Genomic DNA, 22,236 nt, shown 5'->3' with positions numbered 1-22,236 from the left:
TCATCTTTTTTGTTTTTGTGTTTTAAAAAGTTATTAAAATTGAATTTAACTACCGATTTACAATACAAAAAATATAATTTATTATCTTAATTAGGACTATTTGGTTTTTTATTATAATTACAATTATTTAAAAATTCAACAATATTTTTTATACTTATTAAAAAAATTTTTTATAAAAGGAGAGATTATTGACGATGATTGTCATTCATGGCGGAACCCTGTTAGTAGGGAACGGGCAAAAAATCGAAAATGCTTGCATTGTAATAGAAGATGGGAAAATTAAGGGAGTCACAACAAAACTACAAGACCCGTCTCTGTTTGATCATGCTGAGACTATTGATGCATCTGGAAAATTTATTACACCTGGATTGATTGACGTTCATACCCATCTTGGCATCCATGAAGAAGGCATTGGAAAAGAAGGACATGACTTTAATGAAATCAGCTCTCCAGCTACTCCCCACGTTAGAGCGATTGATGGAATTAATCCAAGAGATAAAGGATTTGATGATGCAAGAAGAGCAGGAGTAACCACTGTGCAAGTGATGCCGGGAAGCGCTAACGTCATTGGCGGAGAAATGGTGGTGATCAAAACGGCAGGGCAAACCGTGGATGAAATGGTTGTGAGAAATCCATCAGGAATGAAAGCCGCTTTTGGAGAAAATCCAAAACGAGTCTATGGAGACAAAGGAAAACTCCCAACAACAAGAATGGGAATTGCCGCGCTGTTTCGCGAGCAGTTTATTCAAGCACAAACGTATCTGCAAAAAATAGAGAGTGGAAAAGAAGTCGATCGTGACCTAAAAATGGAAAATCTAGCAAAAGTATTAAAAAAGGAAATACCGCTGCGCGTTCATGCACACCGTGCGGATGACATTATGACCGTGATTCGTCTGGCGAAGGAATTTGGATTTGATTATACGATTGAGCATTGCACAGAAGGACATCATATTGCCAAGTATATTGCCGAAAGCAAAATACGGGTATCTGTCGGTCCAACCATGTCTACCCGTTCAAAAGTCGAGCTTGCCGATAAAGGTTGGCATACACTGCTTGCTTTACGTGACGCCGGAGTGTCTTTTTCGATTACCACTGATCACCCTGTTGTCGGGATTGAACATTTAATGACGAGCGCGATTCTCGCGGTCAAACATGGATTAGAAGAGTCTCTTGCCCTTCAGGCGATTACATTAAATGCCGCAAAGCATCTAGGTATAGAAGATCGTGTCGGCTCGGTGGAAGTCGGGAAAGATGCGGACATTGTCATTTGGAGCGGCGATCCATTCGATTTGCGGCAAAACGTAGAAATGACCATGATTAATGGTCACGTCGTATTTCAAAAAGACTAATCATACGAATGTAAAAGTAATATTGAGCCTCTGCATCATTAGCATCTCACAAAAGAGATAGCCTGCGTTTCATGAAAACAGCCCTTGTCTAAGAATCTTTATAAAGATTTTAGACAAGGGCTTCTTGATTATCTCCCCTGAAACTTCGGCTCCCGTTTTTCTAAAAACGCGCGCACGCCTTCGCGATGGTCTTCCGTTTGCCGCATTTTTTGCTGCGCTTCTGTTTCGAGCTGAAGCACCTTTAACAATTCATCTTTTGTCAAATTGACGTACAACTTCTTCGTCGCGATCATCGCCTGCAGCGGTTTTGCTTGCCATTCGGCGATTTTTTGTTCGATTTGCTGTTCGTCTTCAACGATGAAATCAACAATGCCAAGTTCATACGCTTCGTCAGCGTTCATCGGTTTTCCTTCCCAAATGATATGCTTCGCTTTCACTTCGCCGACTCGTTTTGCTAACAGGAAGTGGCCGCCGCCGTCTGGAATCAGGCCGATGCCGATAAAATTCATCGCCAGTCGCGCCTCTTTTGTCGCAATGACGTAATCGCTAGCTAGCGCAAAGCTTAATCCCAACCCCGCTGCTGGTCCATGGACGACAGAAACGACGATTTTCGGCATGCTGTATAATGTCATAATGACTTCTTGAATGTTGTTCATGATTTCAGGAAATTTTTCTGGATCATCTACACTTAGCATCGTTTTAATATCGCCGCCGGCAGAAAAGCCTCTCCCTTTTCCGCGAATGAGAACGATCGACGCATCGCTTTGTTCGATTTGGCGCAATGCTTGTAGCAGCTCATTTAACATTTGCTCATTCATCGCATTTAACGAATCTGGACGATTGAGCTCCAATACAGCTGCATTTCCTGAAAATGAAAGTACTACGGTTTCCATGTTCATCCCCCTTGTTTGACCAAATTTTCTCCATTTCATTAAATTCCCCATTGATGGCCAAACTCCTTTATTTTTTAAGAAAAAACCGTATCACCAAAAAGGAGATACGGTTCTCACATAAAATACATTAAAACACGCTTTGTTCATCTTCACTTCCTTCCACTATGATATTGTCTTTTTGCATGTTGGAAGATGGTTGCAGATAAGAAAAGATAATCATAGAAATAATGCTGGCTGCAATCCCATACATAATTGGATTGGTAGAACTTAATCCTTCCACAGCCAAACCGGCAAACACGACCAGCGAACTAATAATAATCGAATAGAAACCAGCTTTTGCGGTCGCCTTTTTCCAAAAGAATCCGAACACTACTGGAACAAAAATAGCACCCGATAAAATCGCATAAGCCACATCTAGCGCAACAAGCACATCTTGAATCCAAATCGCGAACGTAATTGCGATAACTCCAATGGCTAAAGTGATCATTCTTGACAGAAAAACAAATTTTTGATCGCTAATGTCTTTTAGCCAATACTGCTTCAAAATATCGTGTGATACAAGAGTAGAAGAAGCAAGCAATGTTCCAGAAGCAGTGGACATGAGCGCAGAACATACACTTGCCAGAATCAGTCCTAACAAACCGTGCGGCAAGATCGTCAGCGACATTTTTGCAAATACATTTTGCGGGTCGTCAATAGTTGGAAAAACGATTACTGCACACATACCAATAATACTTAATGCTAATGCATAGGCAAAGCTGTATAGACCAGCGTATACTGCACCGCTCTGGGCAATTTTTGTTGTACGGGCCGTAAATACCCGTTGCCAAATATCCTGTGATACAATCATTCCTAAAGTATATAGCAAAAAGTATTGAAAAATGCTAGCCCATCCCATTGACGTAAAATCAAAATGCGTGGCAGGCAATTGTGCAACGAGCGATTTCCATCCGCCGACATGGGATAAACTCATCGGCAGCATAATGAAAAAAATGCCGACTGTCATTACAATAAACTGAATAATGTCTGTCATGGTAACGCTCCACATTCCCCCGAGAATCGTATAAAACAGCACGATTCCCCCGCCGACTAACATCGAAACCGCCATATTCCAACCTAGCACGGCATGAATAATAGTGCCCATCCCTATTACTTGCGTAACAGAGACCATCATCGTATAAATAGCTGCAACAAGCGCGCTAATCAGACGTGTTTCTTTATTATATCGACGTCCAAGCAATTCACTAATCGTAGTGACATTCGCACCATAAATTTGATGAATGAAAAACAAACCGAGTACAGTAATTCCAAGACCGATCATAAATACAAACCATACGCCTGAAAGCCCGAATTGATAGCCCAATTTAGCTGTTCCAATCGTCGAGGCGCCGCCAAGAATGACCGCAGATAGACAGCCAAGATAGACAAACAATCCGAGATTTCTGCCCGCAAGCGCGTAGTCTTCTACTGTTTTCGCTTTTTTCGCTCCAAAAATCCCCACGATAATTAAAAGAAGAAAGTAAAAGAGAATAACTCCTGTATCAAGTATGCTCATGAAAAATTCCCCCATCCTCTATTTTTCTAATGAACTGCCATTATTTTCCAGCCATTTTCGTCATCAGTGGATGCGCCCCAATTTCTGTTTCATATTCTGTAAGTGCTTCATCTAGCATGTTTAATCCCTCGTCAATCTGCTCTTTCGTCACGGTCAGCGGCGGAATCATGCGAATGACCTCTCCTTTATTGCCGCATAGATAGAAGAGAACTCCTTTTTGCAGGCAACGATTCAAAATATTCATTACTCCCTCTCCATTCGGTTCGCCAGTATGTGGATGAACAATCTCAATGCCGATCATGAGCCCAATCGAACGCACATCCCCAATCACTGGATGCTTTGCTTTTAACACTTCTAGCTTTTCACGTGCGTATTCCCCAACTTTCCGGCAATTTTCCAGCAAATTCTCTTCTCTAAATACTTCTAATGTAGCAAGCGCTGCTGCGCATGCGATTGGATTGCCGCCAAATGTCGTGCCATGACTCCCTAGCGGCCATTGCTGCATCAACTCCTTCGAGGCAACCGTCGCACTTAACGGAAGCCCAGAAGCAATTCCTTTGGCGATCGCCATAATGTCCGGTGTGACGCCGAATGTTTGTGCCGCAAACCATTCACCAGTGCGGCCAAACCCAGTCTGCACCTCATCGAAAATGAGCAAAATCCCATGGCGGTCACAAATTTCTCTTATTTTGCGTAGCCATCCTTTTGGCGGCACAATATACCCGCCTTCTCCAAGCACCGGTTCCAAAATCATACATGCCACTTCTTCCGGAGTGACTTGGTGAGCAAACAAAGAAGCCGCATCTTTTTCAAGCTTATTCGCAAAATACACATCCGGATCTTCCCCATCCGGACATTCTTTTGGATCGGCATATGGCAGTTGATACGTCAATCCGTTTGGCTGTAAATATTTTCGGTATTTGCTTTTGGATGTAGTTACACTAAGCGCTCCTAAAGAACGGCCATGAAAACATCCCGTAAACGAAATGACATATGGCCTTCTCGTCACATGTTTTGCCAATTTAATAGCTCCTTCGATCGCTTCCGTTCCGCTGTTTGCAAAAAAGAAACAGTTCAAACCTTTAGGCATAATATGTGTTAATTCTTCCGCTAAACGAAGGATCGATTCATACATGATTACTCCGCTCGGCCCGTGCATAAGGCGGTCTGCTGCATCTTTGATTGCTTGTACTACTTTCGGATGGCGATGCCCGGTGTTAGCAACGGCAATGCCGGAAGTAAAATCAAGATATTTTTTTCCATCCAGTCCGTAGTAATAGCATCCTTCTTCCTTGACAACCGGCAAGTTAGGATGGTCTTTTGCCATCGTTGGCGCAAGCAAGTCAGACATTTTGTGATAGAGTTGCATCCAGTTGTTTTCAGTCATGTACATTCTCCCCTTTAGCCAATCAGTTTGTTCACAAAAATAACACGCAAATACCGTGCCAACATTTATATAATTCAATATTTTTTTAATTTAATGATAACAAATATCTGCCTCATATCAATGGATTTTGCCATTTTATCTTTGTTTTGCTTTCATAAGAACTTGTTTCTCTACATTCTCTAAAATTTCGGAAAGCATCTTGGAAAGAACGTTCCATACTCCTCCGTTTTATTCTCCATTACTGAAGCAACCAGCTTTTTAATTCATTTTTGAATCAAAAAAATTCATTTCTAAATCAATCAGCGATTTCTATTCCTTTTTCTGCTTCATGCAAAATATAAAGCTATTTTGATGTTTCTCATGCAAGCAAAAAAGAAAAACCGTACCACCATAAAGGTGATACGGTTCATGATTACCGATTGCGATTGAAAATCACAAGCTTCAACTCCGTCATCTCTTCAATCGCATAACGAAGGCCTTCGCGGCCGACTCCGCTTTCTTTTACGCCGCCATATGGCATATGATCGACACGGAATGTCGGGATGTCGTTGATGAGCACACCGCCGACATGTAATTTTTCTGCCGCTTCCCATGCGACATGGACGTTATCCGTATAGACGCCTGCTTGCAATCCGTAGCGTGAGTCGTTGACGAGCTCAATCGCCTCTTCGATTGAGCGGACGCGGTTAATGAGAACGATTGGCGCAAACACTTCCTGGCACGATACTTTCATCGTTGGTTTTGCGTCTAAAATCACCGTTGGAAGCAAGATGTTTCCATCCCGTTCGCCACCAAGCGCAACGGTCGCTCCGCCTTGTTTAGCCTCCTCGATCCATTCTAATGCCCTCTCGACGTCTTTTGGCGTAATTAATGCCGAAACATCGGTGTTTGGATCCAATGGGTCGCCCACTTTCAATTGTTTCGCCGCAGCGATAAATTTTTCGACAAACTCCTCATACCGCTTTTCATGCACGTAAATGCGCTGAAGCGAAATACATACTTGCCCTTGGAACGAAAATGCACCAAAGACGCAACGTGGAATTATTCGATCGATGTCCACTTGTTCATCGACAATGACCGCGGAATTGGAGCCAAGTTCGAGTGTTACCCGCTTTAACCCCGCTTTATTGCGAATGCCGATTCCCACTTCCGGGCTGCCTGTAAACGTCACCATGCTGATGCGCGGGTCTGTCACGATTTTATCGCCGACCGTTCTGCCGCTTCCCGTTACGACGTTTAATGCACCTTTTGGAAGTCCTGCGTTTTCAAATAGCTCCGCGATAAAGTAGGCAGAAAGCGGCGTTTGGCTTGCCGGTTTTAACACGACCGTATTGCCGGAAGCAAACGCTGGCCCAAGTTTATGCGCAACAAGGTTCATCGGAAAGTTAAACGGCGTAATCGCACCGATGACCCCAATCGGTTCTCTGACAGTGAACGCAACGCGATTTTCCCCGCCCGGCGCCGCATCAAGCGGAATCGTTTCCCCGTGAATTCGTTTTGCTTCTTCCGCGGCAAATTTATACGTTTGAATCGTACGCGCTATTTCTCCTTTCGCCGTCGTAATCGGTTTTGCCGCTTCGAGCGCAATGATCCGCGCCGCTTCTTCCGCTCGCTCTTGCAGCGCTGCGACCACTTTTTCCAAAATCTCCGCCCGCTTGTATGCCGGCATGCTGGCCATTTCTTTTCTCGCTTCATACGCTGCGGCAATCGCCCGTTCGACTTCCTCTTCCGCCGCCACAGGAATTTCCGCCAACACTTCACCCGAATAAGGGGATGTTAATGTGGCATATGACTTCGCTTCGACCCACTCGCCATTAATATAAAGCTTCTTTTTTTCAATCGTTGTTTTCATCGTGTTCCCCTCTTCCTTTATTTTTTTATATTGCTTCATCATGCCAATTCACTAATAACTTCCTCCATCACATCTAATGCTTCCGCTAACTGTTCATCAGTAATAACTAGTGGTGTTAATAGGCGAATGACATTGCTGTAAATGCCAGCGCTCATGACAATGACACCGCGTTGATGGCATTCTTGCAAAATTGCCGCTGTTAATTCTTTATTCGGCTCTTTTGTCTCAGAATCCTTCACAAATTCAATTGCCACCATTGCTCCAAGTCCACGCACATCACCAACTGTTTCGTATTTCTCTTGAAGCTGTCTGAAGCGATTTATTACGGTTTGCCCGATGACATTGGCGCGCTCGATTAATCGTTCTTGCTGCAGCATATCAATGACTTGCAGCGCTGCGACACAACCAAGCGGACTTCCTCCATACGTTCCCCCGATTTCCCCTGGGTTTGGCGCATCCATTACTTCTGCTCTTCCAGTAACTGCACTTATTGGTACACCTGCTCCAATCGATTTCGACATGGTTATTAAATCTGGTACAACATCAAAATGTTCAATGGCGAACATTTTTCCAGTCCGTCCAAATCCTGTTTGAATTTCGTCTGCTATAAATAGGATACCATATTTTTCACAAATTTGTTTTACTCCTTGCACAAATGTTTTCGACGGAACAATAAAGCCGCCTTCCCCTTGCACTGGCTCCATAATAATCGCTGCCACTTCTTCTGCTGGAACTTCAGATACAAAAAAGTCCTCCAAGCGTCTTAAAATCTCTGCATCCAATTCCTCGTTTGTCATGCCGGATGGCTTGCGGTAATAATATGGATACGGCATTTTGTACGTATCTGGCGCAAACGGGCCGAATCCAAATTTATATGGCTTTACTTTACTTGTTAGCGACATCGCAAGAAGTGTCCGGCCGTGGAACCCTCTTTCAAAAGAGATAATCGCTTTTCTTCCTGTATATTTCCGTGCAATTTTCACGGCGTTTTCGACTGCTTCCGCCCCGCTATTTAAGAAAAATGTTTTCTTATGATGAGTGCCTGGGGCAATTTCATTTAGTTTTTCCGCTAATTGAATATATGGTTCATACATCATCACATGAAAGCAAGGATGAATATACTGATCAACTTGTTTTTTGATCGCTTCCACCACTTTTGGCGGGCAATGACCGACATTGAGGCTTCCAATCGCACCGGCAAGATCTATAAACGTGTTTCCGTCCACATCCGTTAAGAGCGCTCCTTCCCCTTTGACTGCAAACGTAGATAATGTATTAAACGGTCCACGAGGAACGTTCTGTTCTTTTTTTCTTAGTAATTCTGCTGCTTTTGGTCCTGGTATCTTTGTTTTTAACTGTATAAATTTTTTTACTTCCGTCTTCATCTGCTTCTCCCTCCATTGCTTTGTATTCACTTTCTTATTAGATGCAAAAAACATGCCAAAAACTTTATGAGAAATAAAAAGGAATTTTCCGCTTCTTTGAATAATTAGTAATGTAAGTTCTGATAGACAGCTAGGAGGGGAAATCATGCAAAATTTAACGGATGTTTTGGAATTAGAGTTATGTGCCATATTAAAATCATCTAACGATAATATAGTCATCACAGACGGAAACGGCATTGTTCTCCGTGCCAGCCCAAACTGCCTTTCCATTTACGGAAAAGAAGTTTCCTATCTTATTGGAAAATCAGTATATCAATTAGAAAAAGAAAATATATTTTCCCCTTCTGTTACGGCCAAAGTGTTAAAGGAGAGAAAAGAAATTCAAGTCATGCAACGAACACCAACTGGGCGTGTCGTAATGGCAACAGGCGTACCTGTATTTGACAAACAAAACAACATTATTCGCGTGATTAGTTTTTCGCATGATTTAACAGAGTTAGAACGTTTAAAAGAAGACTATGAAAAGCTAAGAAGACAGATGGAGCATTATCAAATCGAAATGGAAGAATTAAAACAGGAAAATATCGTCATTCAAAGCAAAGTCATGCAGCGTATTTGGAAGCTAGTGCATCGTGTTGCCAAATCAGATGCAACGGTTCTTTTTCTGGGCGAGTCCGGAGTGGGGAAAAATGTATTTGCTCGCGCCCTCCATCAAAATAGTCCGAGACGAAACCAACCATTTATCGAAGTGAACTGCAGCGCTATTCCTGAATCGCTATTTGAATCAGAAATGTTTGGATATGAAAAAGGGTCGTTTACCGGCGCACAAAAAACTGGAAAGCCTGGCCTGATCGAATTAGCGGATAAGGGGACTCTTTTTCTTGATGAAATTGGCGAACTTCCGCTTTCCATGCAAGCGAAGCTGCTAAAAGTTTTACAAGAGAAAAAAGTAACGCGCGTTGGGGGAATTAAAGAAAGAACGATTGACTTTCGCCTGATTGCCTCGACAAATCAAAACTTAGAGGAAATGGTGAAGCAGGGGAAATTTCGCCAAGATTTATTTTATCGTTTGCATGTTATTCCTATTTACGTACCTGCTTTACGGGAGAGAAAAGAAGACATTTTCATGTTAGCACAATACTTTTTAGAAAAATTCAACAAGAAATATCAAACAGATAAATATTTTCACCCGTCCATTGTTGACCATCTCATTCATTACGATTGGCCAGGCAATGTACGAGAATTAGAAAATATGATCGAAAGATTAGTCATTACCTCCGAAACAAAAGCGATTTATCCTGAATATCTCCCCTTTTCTATCCAAAAATATCCCGAATCTACACAATCTAATCAATGGTTAGAAAAAGAGAAAGAACCTACTACATTAAAAGAAGCAATAGAACAGGTAGAACGACAATGGCTCTTGCGCGCAGCAAAACAATGTAAAACGACTTATGAAATGGCAGATTATCTTGGAATTAGTCAGCCAACCGTGGTGAGAAAACTGAAAAAATACGGCGTCAATTCAAAAATGGATTAAAATCCATTTTTGAATTGATTTTTTTATTTTTAATTCATTTTTGAATCAATTTATCGTATTTCTTTGCAAAAAAACTGTATTCTTTTTTGGCACGCTTTTTGCATCTTATAAAAAGCAGAATATTTTCATTTCTTTAAAGGAGGTTTTTGCATGTATAAGCCAAAGGATTCATCCCAATCTCCCCGCTTTTGTGGAGTTCGAACATTTATGCGTTTAGAAAATATCAAAACAACAGACAATGTTGATTTTGTTGTACTGGGGGTGCCGTTTGATACCGCTGCTTCCAACCGAACTGGACAACGGTATGGCCCGCAGCACATCCGAAATTTTTCCGTATTGCTCCGACCTTACAATCCAGATATGGATATTAATATCTTTGAATATTGTTCCGGAGTAGATTATGGAGATATTGACGTCATTCCAGGAAACGCGCTGCGAACATACGATAATATCGTAAAAGAGTTGCTGCCACTCTTAGAGAAAAATATCGTTCCGATTATTATGGGCGGCGACCATTCCATTACATTAGGAAACTTACGGGCATTTTATAAGCACTATGGGCCAGTGGCACTTGTTCATTTCGACTCTCACGGAGATACTTGGGATCATTATTATGGTGAAAAATATATGCATGGTACGCCATTCCGCCGTGCTGTCGAGGAAGGATTGCTAGATGTTGATCATTCCATCCAAATTGGCATGCGCGGACCGCTTTACAGCGCGGATGATATCGAAGATGCACGACGGCTTGGTTTTGAAGTGATTACCATGAAGGAAGTTCGACAAATTGGATTTTCTGAAGTAATGAAACGCATTCACAAACGTGTCGGTGACAAACCTGTTTTCGTTTCCTATGATATCGATTTTGTCGATCCTGCATTTGCTCCCGGCACTGGCACACCGGAAGTAGGAGGACCAACTAGCTATGAAGCACTAGAATATGTAAGAGGACTCGATGGGCTAAATATTGTCGGATTTGACCTAGTGGAAGTATTGCCTGCTTATGATAGCGGAGAAATTACAGCTGTGTTAGCATCTGCAATTATATATGAAATGATCACGCTGGTTGCTTTAAAGAAAAGACGATCACTGCAAAAAAACTTGTCTGCAACAACAACACAATAAGAGCATCTCACTAAAAGGAGAGTTTTTATGTCCAATTACCATGTGTACATAAACGGTGCATGGCATATAGGAAACGGAGAAAAAAGAACGATCATCAATCCTTCTAATGAACAAGTGATAACAGAAATTAATGAAGCGTCCTTGCAACAAACATTGGAAGCGATCGAAGCCGCCCGTCATGCTTTTCAATACACAAATTGGCCGTCGAATCCAAGTTATCGAATTTCCGTTCTTCGTCAATTAGCAGATCTACTAGAGAAAAACAAAGAAAAATTTGCTTATATAGAGACGATCAATACGGGAAAGCCAATTCGCGAGTCACGTCTCGATGTGAGCGATTCTGTACAATGCCTTCGTTATTATGCCGACTTTCTTGAACAACGAACCATTACAGAAAAGAAAATGGCTGATGGAACAATAAGTAAAATCATCGAAGAACCTATTGGAGTTTGTGCACTCATTGTTCCTTGGAATTTCCCGCTTTTATTGGGGATATGGAAAATTGCACCTGCGCTCGCTGCGGGAAATACCATCGTTTTTAAACCTTCAGAATTAACTCCATTATCTCTAATAGAACTAACAAAACTTATCGATTCCGTCGGTCTGCCGCCAGGTGTGTTTAATCTTGTTCCTGGAGGCGGCTCTCCTGTTGGGGAAACATTGGTGACACATCCTCATGTGGAAAAAATATCATTTACCGGCGGAACAAAAACAGGGCGATGGATTTACGAACAATGCGCTGGCGGCTTCAAACGGGTTTCCCTGGAACTCGGCGGAAAATCTCCACTTTTGGTTTGCGAAGATGCTGATCTTGATAACGCTGTAAAGTGGGGAATGTTTGCTTCTTTTTTCAATCAAGGGGAAGTGTGTGTTGCCGCTTCACGAATTCTTGTCCATGAACGTCTTTATGATTCATTTATAGATAAACTGATAAAAAGACTAGATTGCCTTCACATCGGAGATCCTTTAGACGAAAAAACGGAGATGGGGCCATTAATAAGCTCCTCTCATTTAGAAAAAGTAGAAACATATATCCAACTCGGATTGCAAGAAGGAGCTGTCCTGCTCCGAGGCGGCGAACGCATCAAAGAACAAGGATATTACTTATCCCCCGCCGTTTTCATAAATGTCCATCAAGACATGCGCATCGTGCAGGAAGAAATCTTTGGTCCTGTCATTACCGTACAACGCTTCAAAAATGATAAAGAAGCAATCGAATTGGCAAATGATACCGTATATGGGCTGGCAGCCGGCATATTTAGCCGCGATCTCGAACGGGCAGAACAAATCGCCAGAAAACTGAGAGCAGGAACGATTTGGATTAACAGTTATCACACTCCTTATGTCGATGCGCCTTGGGGCGGCTTTAAACAAAGCGGAATCGGCAGGGAGCTTGGCCCACAAGGATTTGCCGCTTTTACGGAAACAAAACATGTGAATATAAGCCAAAATGGAAAACCTCTCGAGTGGTATCAATAACTTTTCGATTTCGTCCTTGCGGCGAAATCGATTTATATGAAAATTATTCCGAATATTATAAATTTTAAGTGAAGGGGGAATTGTTGATGGCGAAATGGACAGAACGTTTTGGACATGATGATATTCTGCCAACACCGATGAACAAACGCAGTATGAATTTTTTTAGTACCTTTACTCTTTGGATTGCTGCTAACGTCGTCATTACTACCGTGATGACAGGCATGATGTTCGTTCCCGATATTTCCTTTTCCAGTGCGATGTTCGCGATTATTGTCGGCTCTGCGATCGGCGCCATTCCGCTCGCTCTTACAGGAAACATCGGCATTCGGACCGGACTCCCCACCATGGTTATCACCAGAGCCGCCTTCGGACAAAAAGGAGCGATCCTTCCAGCCCTTGTCAATACAATTATTTTAATTGGCTGGAGCTGGATTCAAGCGTATATGGCTGGCCTTAGCCTGAATTATGCGGTTCATTACGCTACGGGATACAGCAATATTAATTTATTTGTGATTTTAACCGAACTACTTGTCGTGATTATTACGATTTTCGGCCACCGCGGGGTAGAACGAATCGAAAAATATATATCAATCGCCATGTTGCTTTTATCCTTTCTCGTTTTTTATAAAATTTTTACAACGTATCACATCTCAACACTATTAGAAATGAAACTAAGCAAACATCCATCGGTCACGACAATCATCGCTTTTGATATCGTAGTTGCAACAGCATTTTCGTGGATGTCGACCGTTTGTGATTTTAATCGAAACTGTCAGTCGGAAAAAAGCGGATTTTGGGGAACCTACTTTGGCTATCTTGTCGCTTCGATTGTGGCAATGGGGCTTGGTGCTGTTGTAAGCGGATTCAGCATTGCTTCTAACATGGAACGAACATACGACCCTACTATTCTTCTTGCCGCTTACGGATTTGGATTGATCGCATCCATTGTCGTCTTCTTTTCTGTACTATCTACCAATGTCATGGCATTATATAGTGCGACGATGTCCTTTATGAACGTATTCCCGTGCGCAGGATTTTGGAAGCCAACATTAATCATGGGAATTATTTGTACCCTCGGCGCCTTGTTAAAAGAAACACTTATGTCCCATTTCTTTAATTTTATTATGCTCATTGCGACACTATTCATTCCCGTATTCGCCATTGTGCTTGTTGATTACTTTTTGATCAAAAGAGGAACATATGATGCGGAAGATATTCTTTTTGATACAAAAGGACGGTATCGGTATCAAAAAGGAGTCAATGTGGCCGCATATGTGGCGTATATCATCGGAGCTGTTTTCGCCTATTACTTTACGTATGTTCATCCGCTTGCGATCGGCTCGACCATGTTAACGTTTTTCTTATCGGGAGCAGGCTACTGGGGATTGATGAAAATCACAAAACAAACATCGAGCAGAGCGCATACCGTGGAACTCCAAGCTCCGACTAGCATGGAGGGATAATACATGGAAACATCATATGAAATAGCATTGGCGCAAATGACGCCGGTAAATAGCGATATTTCTGGCAATCTCGCAAAAATGGAAGCCATCGCAAACGAATGCAAACAAAAATTTCCCGATGTTCGCCTTCTCCTGTTTCCGGAACTTTGTACCACTGGTTACGTGTTGTCGGAAACGCTGAAAGACGTTGCGCAAGCATGGGATGGCTTTATATTTCAGCGAATGAGCAGGCTTGCACAAAAACTTCAATTATATATTGCTTATGGATACGTCGAAAAAGATGACGAAGTAAATCTCTATAACTCTCTCATCCTGATTCATCCAAGCGGACAATGTGTAGGGAATTATCGAAAAATCCATTTGACCCCGTTAGAAAAAGCGTGGTTTACTCCCGGATCCAAACCAGTACTAGTAGATACAGAGCTCGGCCGCATCGGTTTGATGATTTGTTGGGACTTAGCTTTTCCAGAACTAGCAAGGTATCTAGCGGTCCATGGAGCCGAGCTTCTTCTCGTTCCATGTGCGTGGGAATCCCCGTTTCACGAACCATTTCAAAAATTTGCGATGGCGCGCGCGATCGATAATACTGTCCATGTCGCCGCGTGTAACCAAGTGGGCCGGTCTTTCCCTTTCCATTTCTTTGGTTTATCCTCTATTTATGGACCAGATGGAAGCGAAATCGCCGTCGCCAACATGGATGATCAAGAAGCCATCATCCGGGCAACCATAGATGAGAACTGGCGGCAGGAATTAAAGCAAACCTTTTACACAATGATGAATGAGCGGCGAACAGATGTTTATTAAGGAGTGGAATGGACATGAACATCAAAAAAATCGTGGATCTATCGATGCCCATCACTTCACAAACCCCAATTTACCCAGGGGATCCAAAACCACATATCACACCAGCGGCAACATTCGCGGAAAACGGCTATAATGTCAGCCGGCTTGTTCTCGGTTCGCATAGCGGCACACATGTGGACGCCCCTTTTCATTTTCGCGAAGATGGATTGCGAATCGATGAGGTTCCCTTAACGTGTTTTCTCGGCAAAGGGGTTGTCATCGATGTAACGGGAAAAAACGACGGCGAGGCGATTACACTAGACGATGTCACTGCTTATTTGCCGCGGCTCGAACCGGGAATGATTGTCCTATTTCACACTGGTTGGTCCCAATATGCGGGAACGGAGCGCTATTTTCGCCACCCGTACATTGCGATCGACGTCATCCAGGCAATGTTGGAACGAGGAATCCGCACGTTTTTCATCGATGCGTTAAACATCGATCCGCCTGACGGTTCCTCATTTCCTGCGCATGAAGCGATTACCGCTGCAAATGGAGTGATCGGGGAAAATTTTACGAACTTCGATAAAATTGACTTTGCCAATCCGTATATTATCGCTCTTCCCCTTTATTTGCCGAAAGGTGACGGCTCGCCGGTGAGAGCAGTGGCAGTGGAATTGGAATCATGCTAACGGAACTCGGGAAAAAACGTTCTGTTCATTGGTGAAGGAAGTCGGTCAACTACCCAACGGCTAAAGCTGTGGGCTTCCGGCGGATGTTCTCGTAAACCTCTTATGGTACTTGCCGATTCTCTATTCGGCGCTTCTCCTTGCAAATCCTGCACCCATTCCGCCTGCCCGTACCTTAAAATCATGTCGTCTTAAACCATGTTTTCGTTTCTATTATCCAAACAGAACAAACATTCCCGTGAAATGGTGCGTCGCCCTTATATTGAATATGGAAAAAACACGTTCTTCTTCACTAGCGCCGTCCTGTAAATACTTGATTTTAAGTATTGCAATCATTCGTATCAAGAGACTCCCCCTATCAGAGACATGAACAGACAAAGAGGCATTGTTTCCTGTACGATAATAAAATGAATACAAATCATAACAAGGAGTGTCAGAGGCATGAACATCATCCCTATTCATCTTCTAGACCGCTCAACTGTAAAGCAATTTTTTATCACCCATTGGGGAAGTCCGCAAATGGTCGTTTCGACAGGAGTGTATGATTACAGCGAGTTGGACGGGTTTGCCGTGGTCCAAGGCAATGGAGAAATAACAGGGCTGATCACCTTTGTCATTCGTGGTGAGGAATGCGAAATTGTTTCGCTAGACAGCATGATCGAAAACCAAGGAGTCGGCAGCGCTCTTTTGCAACAAGCGGAAGCATTTGCCGCGCAGCATGGATGTGTCACAATCCGCTTAATCACGACGAACGATAATTTGCACGCTTTGCGCTTTTATCAAAAACGAGGTTACCAGATTGTTAGAGTCTTCCCAAATGCTGTGGAAAAAGCAAGACAAATGAAACCGAGCATTCCGCTCGTTAGCTCAGACGGCATTCCGATTCGGGATGAGCTGTTGCTTGTCAAACAACTACTGTAAATAACGGATGAAAGTAGCGGCGTTTCTAAATGTCTACCATCATCCTTCTTCTACACAAAAATTGATCCAGCCCATTTCGAAATGGAATATATATTTTCATGATATTGCGATTTGCGAAAAATATCCGTTTATATTTGTGTTTTAGTCACGATAACAAAAACCATCCCCCTCTCTCTTTGAAAGACGGGGATGTATATATGTTTAAAATAACAGTCCTTCTTCTATACCGATGTGATACATATAGTATAAGCCATATACTATACTAATTAGCGAAACTAATTTTACAATGAATTGATAAATCGTTTGCTTCTGTTTCATCCAGATAAACGGCAGCCCTAGAAAAGTAGTAAATAACATCATGCCAACTATCGTTCCTACGCCAAATATGAGTATAAATAGCAGCGCCTGCAATCGATTATCAACGGTTGTTAACGTTAAAAGCACCATTCCGGCACTGCCAGCTAGTCCATGAACAATACCAATGAATGTCGACTTTAAATGAAGGTGGTTTATCTTCACTTCCTTTTTAGCAGGAATTGTATAGGTCGAGCGAAAACTTGTAATTCCTAAGACTACAATCATCACTCCAACCATTAATTCCAGCCACATTGCCGTTTTTTCTGGTATTTGCTGCTCCATCCCAATCATAATCATTCCAATGACAGATAGTGTTACGGTATGGCCTAGCCCCCAAAAGACCCCTGCAAGCGATGAAAGCGAAAGCTTATTTGTTCGGCTGACAATGGTGGATACAGCAATGACATGATCCGGTTCAGTTGCATGTTTGATGCCCAAGACAAATCCAAAAAGCAAAATCGGTAATACGGCACTCACCAGCACTTCATCTCCTTATCTTTAGTACTTTCTTAAAAAAATCGGTTCTTCCTGAAAACATTCTTCGCGAATAAACTGATGAATCATTTGAAAAATCGTTTCAATCACATGCGTTTCGTGAGCTAAAACACGAACAATCAATCCCGGCATCATAGGGGTAGACCATCCAAGGTGAGCAGAAGCAGGAAAACGCGTTGCCATCCATTCAAATTTTTGAAGAATATGCTTTGTAATAAAAGGACTAATCACAAAAAGAGAACCAAAATGAGTATATCCTTCCATCTGAAGAATTCCCGTAATCCCTTTACTCGGTTCTAAATAGAGATGATCAAATAACATTAAATTGCCCTCATAATATATCTTTAATTTAGAGCGGATCCAATCGTAGCGAAACAGTTCACCGCTTTCTGACCACCCCGGTGTAATAATATCTCCATAAATGAACGTAGAACTTTCTTTCATATAAACGGTCGTTTCTTGATAAAATTGTGCTTTTTCATAAGCAATGACTGGGTCGGGAAAAAATTCGAGCACACTTTGATCATCCAGGTAAAATGACGTATATTGTTGTACTGGCATCTTGACTATTTTATATATTTTCGTTGCCGATTGCGTGGTGGCAATCAGATGTGCTCTTTCTTGCAACATTATTTCCGTCTTATATCGATCTCCGTCTACATACCCTCCTCCTACATGAATCAAGTAAATCGTCGGCTGAGAAGGATGAAGGTATATCGGCCGGGTCAACTTCAACGCTCCCTCATAATAGCAATCCGAAATAACCGTACGGCCGTTTTCCTCCATAGCCGTACACCGTAACAGTCCTGACCAGCTCATTCTTCTAACCCTACCAACATCACTTGTTTTTTAATCCACTCCACTACTTCCGCTAATCCAATTTCTTCTTTCAAATTGGTGAAAATAACCGGTTTTGTCCCGCGCGCCGCTTTTGCATCCCGCTCCATCACTTCTAAACTTGCCCCTACATAAGGGGCGAGGTCAATTTTATTAATAACCAACAAGTCGGATTTAATCATTCCTTGTCCACCTTTGCGTGGAATTTTTTCCCCTTGCGCTACATCAATCACATAAATAGAGAAATCAACGAGCTCCGGACTGAATGTGGCGGCCAAATTATCGCCCCCGCTTTCGATAAAAATAATTTCTAAATCCGGGTGACGTTCTTTTAACTCATCAATCGCCGCAAAATTCATCGAAGCATCCTCACGAATGGCTGTATGCGGACATCCTCCGGTCTCCACGCCAATAATCCGATCTTCTGGCAACACACTATGTTTCACTAAAAACTGCGCATCCTCTTTTGTATATATATCATTTGTTACTACTGCCAGGCTGAATTCACGATGCAACGCCCGAGTAAGCTTTTCGACAAGCATCGTCTTTCCCGCACCGACCGGTCCGCCGATTCCTATTCTTACTGGTTCCATCTCCATTTCATCTCCTTTTCAAAAAATTAAGACATAAATAAACGAACAGAAAGTTGTTCATGCTGCATTTGCGCAATTTCCAATCCCGGTGCTACCGCTCCTAACTCCTCTTCTGTTAACGTATGGATCTTCTGTACCGCTTTTATCAAATGCGGCTGTACGGAAACGAGTAGCCGTTGCCCATCGGTCTGGCCGAGCGGAATACCGCGAACCGCATTTTGAACAAGAGCTTGGACAGAAGTATATAAATACGATAAAACCGTCGTATCTTTCGGAATTTCCAAGTGATAGCAAAATATGGCGAAAACAAGAGCAGGATGCATATACCCGCGTTTCTTTTTATCATCATTCCATATGTCAAACCGATAGATTTCGCGGCAAATTTTCCACATTCGTTCCCCGATCATCCGCGTTCCTTCTCTTGTTTCTCTCGCCAGACAAAGCGCAGCCAACATTTCATTTAACCGCCATACATCCTCTTTCGATTTTTCCTCTAAAAAATCGTACGTTAACCGGCACGCCAAGCCATCGGTATACGTCAGTTGCGTTTGAATATAAACACAGAGCGCATCGCGAAACGTTTCATAGTTATTGATTTTTTCATTGGAAATATACGTTTCAAAACCAAAGGAGTGGGAAAATGCTCCGGAAGGAAAGTTCGAATCACACAGTTGCAATAAAGGCAACAGCTTATCCATCATGGCGATGACCGATATAACGAAATGCTTGTTTTACTTTTCGTTTTTCCCGCTGATACGGGATATGTAATTGTTTTAGCAGCTCTTCTACTAAGTAGTCATATTGAACGAGCATTTCCTCCCCTTCGAATTGAGCAGGCAAATGACGATTCCCAAGCTGGTGCGCAATTTCTCCCATTTGTTTCATTGATGTGGGCCGAATGACAAGCAAATCATCAGGCAGCACGCTCACAACAATCATATTTTTCTCATCCATAAATAAGATATCGCCATCGGTTAATTCCTTTGTTTCTTTTAGACGAATTCCTAGTTCTGTTCCGTGATCGGTGACAACGCGCTGAATTCGTTTTACTAAATCATCGCTACTTAAATATACTCGCTCTATATGCGGGGGTAATTGGTCTAACTTTTTAATATTTCCGACTATTTTTTTTACAATCATTTTCTTATCACCTCAAAATAAAAAATATCGTTGCGCCATCGGAACAACTTCGGCTGGTTCACACGTAATAAGTGTTCCATCGACTCTTACCTCGTACGTTTGCGGATCCACATCAATCTTTGGCAGCGCATTGTTATACACCATATCATTTTTCGATAAGCTGCGAATGTGCTCTACCGGTTGAATTATTTTTTGTAAATTCAGTTGCTGCGGGATTCCAAGTTCAAAAGCTGTTTTTGATACAAATGTAATAGAAGTTCTATATAAAGCTTTTCCATAACTTGCAAACATCGGTCGATACATGACCGGCTGCGGAGTCGGAATGCTGGCATTTGGATCTCCCATGACGCTATAGGCAATCATTCCCCCTTTCAAAACAAGTTCCGGTTTTACGCCAAAAAATGCAGGATGCCAAACGACTAAATCGGCTAATTTCCCTACCTCTACCGATCCGACGTACTTCGCAATCCCATGGGTAAGCGCCGGATTAATCGTATATTTGGCAATGTAACGCTTTACTCGAAAATTATCTCCTCTTCCTCTGTCTTCTGGCAATTTTCCAAATTGCTTCTTCATCTTATCCGCTGTTTGCCATGTTCGCAAAATCACTTCCCCGACGCGCCCCATCGCTTGCGAATCGGAGCTGATCATGCTAAAAACTCCTAAATCATGGAGAATATCTTCCGCCGCAATCGTTTCTTTACGAATGCGCGAGTCAGCAAATGCAATATCTTCCGGAACAGACGGGTCTAAATGATGACAAACCATCAGCATATCTAAATGCTCATCTAACGTATTTTTTGTAAAAGGTCGCGTTGGATTTGTAGAAGAAGGCAATATATTTGAAAAACTAGCTACTTTAATAATATCCGGCGCATGTCCCCCGCCCGCTCCTTCCGTATGATATGTGTGAATGACGCGCCCGTTAATCGCCCGTAACGTATCTTCCACAAATCCCCCTTCATTCAGCGTATCGGTATGAATGGCCACTTGCACATCATATTCGTCCGCGACCTGCAAACTGGCATCAATAGCTGCCGCTGTTGTTCCCCAATCTTCATGAAGCTTTAAGCCAATGGCACCTGCGCGAATTTGCTCCGCTAACGGCTCTTTCGCCGATGCATTTCCTTTCCCTAAAAACCCCAGATTCATCGGAAACGCTTCGGCCGCTTCCAACATACGATGGATGTTCCATTCCCCGGGAGTACACGTCGTCGCATTTGTTCCTGTCGCCGGTCCGGTTCCTCCTCCGATCATCGTTGTAATCCCCGATGACAAGGCCGTTTCGATTTGTTGCGGACAAATAAAGTGAATATGGGCATCAATTCCTCCTGCGGTGACAATTTTCCCCTCCGCTGCAATAATTTCTGTCGCTGCTCCGATGATTATATTGACTCCATCCATTAACAACGGATTGCCCGCTTTCCCGATGGCAGCAATCTTCCCGTCTTTAATCCCTATATCGGCTTTATAGATTCCGGTATAGTCTACAATAATCGCGTTCGTCAGCACTAAATCTACCGATTCCGCACGCTTGGCAAGCGGGTGTTGCCCCATTCCATCACGAATGACTTTTCCGCCGCCAAATTTCACTTCATCGCCATAAACGGTAAAGTCCTGTTCGATCTCAATCCATAAATCGGTATCCGCTAAACGAACACAATCTCCTGTTGTCGGTCCAAACATATCCGCATATTGTTTTCGTGACATTTGAAAACTCACCAAATTACTCCCCTTTCTTGTCTTGGTCAAGTGGACCGTTGACAAAATTATTCAATCCATAAACACGCCGCTCTCCAGCGAACGGCACTAGTTCCACTTGCTTTGCATCCCCGGGCTCAAAGCGTACCGCTGTCCCTGCAGGAATATTTAAATGTTTTCCATACGCCGCTTGGCGATCAAATTCAAGAAATGAGTTGACTTCAAAAAAGTGAAAGTGAGATCCGACTTGAATCGGACGATCTCCTCGATTTTTCACAATGATTTTTGTAATCGGTTTATGTTGATTACAAACAATTATTTCTTGTTTTAACAAATATTCCCCTGGTATCATAATTCCCCTCCCCCCTTTTAACGAATCGGATGATGAACCGTAACGAGCTTCGTGCCATCAGGAAATGTCGCTTCCACTTGTATGTCTTCGATCATTTCCGGCACTCCTTCCATCACATCATCGCGGGTTAAAATCGTTGTTCCATATTGCATTAACTCTGCCACCGTACGTCCATCACGCGCGCCTTCTAAAATTTCATATGTAATTAAAGCCACTGCTTCAGGATAGTTTAGCTTTAACCCCCTCTCTTTGCGGCGGCGTGCAAGATCCGCTGCTACGACAATAAGCAGCTTCTCTTGTTCGCGAGCGGTTAGTTTCAATGTTCTCTCCTCCCTCTATA

The 22,236-nt window shown here is 42.7% G+C and carries 21 protein-coding genes; 8 read left to right on the top strand and 13 right to left on the bottom strand.

The window, feature by feature from the left end; translation table 11 throughout:
* Positions 1-194: 194 nt before the first annotated feature.
* Entirely contained in the window at positions 195-1,349 is a 1,155-nt protein-coding gene (locus GCA01S_RS17105) for an amidohydrolase (RefSeq protein WP_042411822.1), read from the top strand.
* A gap of 128 nt (positions 1,350-1,477) precedes the next feature.
* Here the strand turns inward: GCA01S_RS17105 and GCA01S_RS17100 are convergent, their stop codons facing one another.
* From GCA01S_RS17100 to gabT, 5 genes are all read right to left on the bottom strand, one after another.
* Positions 1,478-2,242, bottom strand: a complete 765-nt coding sequence (locus GCA01S_RS17100) for an enoyl-CoA hydratase (RefSeq protein ID WP_042411819.1) — start codon at positions 2,240-2,242, stop codon at positions 1,478-1,480.
* Between the two features lie 127 nt (positions 2,243-2,369).
* Complete coding sequence (locus tag GCA01S_RS17095) at positions 2,370-3,797, bottom strand: sodium:solute symporter family protein (protein WP_042411817.1); 1,428 nt, start codon at positions 3,795-3,797, stop codon at positions 2,370-2,372.
* A gap of 40 nt (positions 3,798-3,837) precedes the next feature.
* On the bottom strand, positions 3,838-5,184 hold the full coding sequence (locus tag GCA01S_RS17090) for an aspartate aminotransferase family protein (protein WP_042411815.1): 1,347 nt from the start codon (positions 5,182-5,184) through the stop codon (positions 3,838-3,840).
* Between the two features lie 412 nt (positions 5,185-5,596).
* Positions 5,597-7,036 (bottom strand): aldehyde dehydrogenase family protein, encoded by a 1,440-nt coding sequence (locus GCA01S_RS17085; RefSeq protein WP_042411823.1) that lies wholly within the window; start codon positions 7,034-7,036, stop codon positions 5,597-5,599.
* A 38-nt stretch (positions 7,037-7,074) separates the two neighbouring features.
* Positions 7,075-8,421 (bottom strand): 4-aminobutyrate--2-oxoglutarate transaminase, encoded by a 1,347-nt coding sequence (gene gabT, locus GCA01S_RS17080; RefSeq protein ID WP_042411813.1) that lies wholly within the window; start codon positions 8,419-8,421, stop codon positions 7,075-7,077.
* A gap of 145 nt (positions 8,422-8,566) precedes the next feature.
* Here gabT and GCA01S_RS17075 point away from each other — a divergent pair, with 145 nt between their 5' ends.
* The 7 genes from GCA01S_RS17075 (at position 8,567) to GCA01S_RS17045 (ending at position 16,421) form a co-directional block, all read left to right on the top strand.
* A complete protein-coding gene (locus GCA01S_RS17075; RefSeq protein WP_042411810.1) occupies positions 8,567-9,961 on the top strand; it encodes a sigma-54 interaction domain-containing protein in 1,395 nt (464 codons plus the stop codon).
* A 150-nt stretch (positions 9,962-10,111) separates the two neighbouring features.
* On the top strand, positions 10,112-11,086 hold the full coding sequence (gene speB / locus GCA01S_RS17070) for an agmatinase (RefSeq protein ID WP_042411808.1): 975 nt from the start codon (positions 10,112-10,114) through the stop codon (positions 11,084-11,086).
* Between the two features lie 27 nt (positions 11,087-11,113).
* On the top strand, positions 11,114-12,565 hold the full coding sequence (locus GCA01S_RS17065; protein WP_042411806.1) for an aldehyde dehydrogenase family protein: 1,452 nt from the start codon (positions 11,114-11,116) through the stop codon (positions 12,563-12,565).
* Between the two features lie 86 nt (positions 12,566-12,651).
* Positions 12,652-14,028 (top strand): purine-cytosine permease family protein, encoded by a 1,377-nt coding sequence (locus GCA01S_RS17060; protein ID WP_042411804.1) that lies wholly within the window; start codon positions 12,652-12,654, stop codon positions 14,026-14,028.
* Between the two features lie 3 nt (positions 14,029-14,031).
* The gene (locus GCA01S_RS17055; protein ID WP_042411802.1) at positions 14,032-14,832 is read left to right on the top strand and encodes a carbon-nitrogen hydrolase family protein; all 801 of its coding nucleotides are present in this window, start codon (positions 14,032-14,034) and stop codon (positions 14,830-14,832) included.
* Between the two features lie 14 nt (positions 14,833-14,846).
* The gene (locus tag GCA01S_RS17050; protein ID WP_042411801.1) at positions 14,847-15,503 is read left to right on the top strand and encodes a cyclase family protein; all 657 of its coding nucleotides are present in this window, start codon (positions 14,847-14,849) and stop codon (positions 15,501-15,503) included.
* 438 nt (positions 15,504-15,941) lie between these two features.
* Positions 15,942-16,421, top strand: coding sequence for a GNAT family N-acetyltransferase (locus tag GCA01S_RS17045; RefSeq protein WP_042411799.1), 480 nt, complete (start codon positions 15,942-15,944; stop codon positions 16,419-16,421).
* Between the two features lie 201 nt (positions 16,422-16,622).
* Here GCA01S_RS17045 and GCA01S_RS17040 read toward each other — a convergent pair whose 3' ends face one another.
* From GCA01S_RS17040 to GCA01S_RS17005, 8 genes are read right to left on the bottom strand one after another with little or no spacing between them, the layout of a single operon-like run.
* Positions 16,623-17,255: an urease accessory protein UreH gene (locus tag GCA01S_RS17040; RefSeq protein WP_042411796.1), complete on the bottom strand. Its 633-nt coding sequence runs from the start codon at positions 17,253-17,255 to the stop codon at positions 16,623-16,625.
* Between the two features lie 21 nt (positions 17,256-17,276).
* Positions 17,277-18,092: an urease accessory protein UreD gene (locus GCA01S_RS17035; protein WP_042411794.1), complete on the bottom strand. Its 816-nt coding sequence runs from the start codon at positions 18,090-18,092 to the stop codon at positions 17,277-17,279.
* Positions 18,089-18,703 (bottom strand): urease accessory protein UreG, encoded by a 615-nt coding sequence (ureG, locus tag GCA01S_RS17030; RefSeq protein WP_042411793.1) that lies wholly within the window; start codon positions 18,701-18,703, stop codon positions 18,089-18,091. Before ureG ends, GCA01S_RS17035 begins: the two co-directional genes overlap by 4 nt.
* Positions 18,704-18,729: 26 nt before the next feature.
* Entirely contained in the window at positions 18,730-19,401 is a 672-nt protein-coding gene (locus tag GCA01S_RS17025) for an urease accessory protein UreF (RefSeq protein ID WP_042411791.1), read from the bottom strand.
* On the bottom strand, positions 19,394-19,843 hold the full coding sequence (gene ureE, locus GCA01S_RS17020; RefSeq protein ID WP_017437340.1) for an urease accessory protein UreE: 450 nt from the start codon (positions 19,841-19,843) through the stop codon (positions 19,394-19,396). The genes GCA01S_RS17025 and ureE overlap by 8 nt, the downstream gene beginning before the upstream one ends.
* Before the next feature lie 12 nt (positions 19,844-19,855).
* Positions 19,856-21,565: an urease subunit alpha gene (ureC, locus tag GCA01S_RS17015; protein ID WP_042411787.1), complete on the bottom strand. Its 1,710-nt coding sequence runs from the start codon at positions 21,563-21,565 to the stop codon at positions 19,856-19,858.
* Positions 21,566-21,569: 4 nt separating this feature from the next.
* Entirely contained in the window at positions 21,570-21,896 is a 327-nt protein-coding gene (locus tag GCA01S_RS17010) for an urease subunit beta (RefSeq protein WP_042411786.1), read from the bottom strand.
* A 17-nt stretch (positions 21,897-21,913) separates the two neighbouring features.
* The gene (locus GCA01S_RS17005) at positions 21,914-22,216 is read right to left on the bottom strand and encodes an urease subunit gamma (RefSeq protein WP_017437337.1); all 303 of its coding nucleotides are present in this window, start codon (positions 22,214-22,216) and stop codon (positions 21,914-21,916) included.
* Positions 22,217-22,236 lie beyond the last annotated feature (20 nt).

Origin of the sequence: Parageobacillus caldoxylosilyticus NBRC 107762 (assembly GCF_000632715.1) — a bacterium.
GTDB classification, from domain to species: Bacteria; Bacillota; Bacilli; order Bacillales; family Anoxybacillaceae; genus Saccharococcus; species Saccharococcus caldoxylosilyticus.
The sequence above is the reverse complement of the archived record's forward strand: the minus strand, read 5'-3'. Positions and strand labels throughout refer to the sequence as shown.

Excerpts from the sequence above, each read along its gene's own strand:
- GCA01S_RS17100 (WP_042411819.1), bottom strand. The coding sequence starts at position 2,242 with ATGGAAACCGTAGTACTTTCATTTTCAGGAAATGCAGCTGTATTGGAG.
- GCA01S_RS17090 (WP_042411815.1), bottom strand. The coding sequence starts at position 5,184 with ATGACTGAAAACAACTGGATGCAACTCTATCACAAAATGTCTGACTTG.
- GCA01S_RS17075 (WP_042411810.1), top strand. The coding sequence starts at position 8,567 with ATGCAAAATTTAACGGATGTTTTGGAATTAGAGTTATGTGCCATATTA.
- GCA01S_RS17105 (WP_042411822.1), top strand. The coding sequence starts at position 195 with ATGATTGTCATTCATGGCGGAACCCTGTTAGTAGGGAACGGGCAAAAA.
- ureE (WP_017437340.1), bottom strand. The coding sequence starts at position 19,843 with ATGATTGTAAAAAAAATAGTCGGAAATATTAAAAAGTTAGACCAATTA.
- gabT (WP_042411813.1), bottom strand. The coding sequence starts at position 8,421 with ATGAAGACGGAAGTAAAAAAATTTATACAGTTAAAAACAAAGATACCA.
- GCA01S_RS17045 (WP_042411799.1), top strand. The coding sequence starts at position 15,942 with ATGAACATCATCCCTATTCATCTTCTAGACCGCTCAACTGTAAAGCAA.
- GCA01S_RS17095 (WP_042411817.1), bottom strand. The coding sequence starts at position 3,797 with ATGAGCATACTTGATACAGGAGTTATTCTCTTTTACTTTCTTCTTTTA.
- GCA01S_RS17060 (WP_042411804.1), top strand. The coding sequence starts at position 12,652 with ATGGCGAAATGGACAGAACGTTTTGGACATGATGATATTCTGCCAACA.
- GCA01S_RS17025 (WP_042411791.1), bottom strand. The coding sequence starts at position 19,401 with ATGGATAAGCTGTTGCCTTTATTGCAACTGTGTGATTCGAACTTTCCT.
- ureG (WP_042411793.1), bottom strand. The coding sequence starts at position 18,703 with ATGGAACCAGTAAGAATAGGAATCGGCGGACCGGTCGGTGCGGGAAAG.
- speB (WP_042411808.1), top strand. The coding sequence starts at position 10,112 with ATGTATAAGCCAAAGGATTCATCCCAATCTCCCCGCTTTTGTGGAGTT.
- GCA01S_RS17065 (WP_042411806.1), top strand. The coding sequence starts at position 11,114 with ATGTCCAATTACCATGTGTACATAAACGGTGCATGGCATATAGGAAAC.
- GCA01S_RS17035 (WP_042411794.1), bottom strand. The coding sequence starts at position 18,092 with ATGAGCTGGTCAGGACTGTTACGGTGTACGGCTATGGAGGAAAACGGC.
- GCA01S_RS17050 (WP_042411801.1), top strand. The coding sequence starts at position 14,847 with ATGAACATCAAAAAAATCGTGGATCTATCGATGCCCATCACTTCACAA.
- GCA01S_RS17010 (WP_042411786.1), bottom strand. The coding sequence starts at position 21,896 with ATGATACCAGGGGAATATTTGTTAAAACAAGAAATAATTGTTTGTAAT.
- GCA01S_RS17085 (WP_042411823.1), bottom strand. The coding sequence starts at position 7,036 with ATGAAAACAACGATTGAAAAAAAGAAGCTTTATATTAATGGCGAGTGG.
- GCA01S_RS17055 (WP_042411802.1), top strand. The coding sequence starts at position 14,032 with ATGGAAACATCATATGAAATAGCATTGGCGCAAATGACGCCGGTAAAT.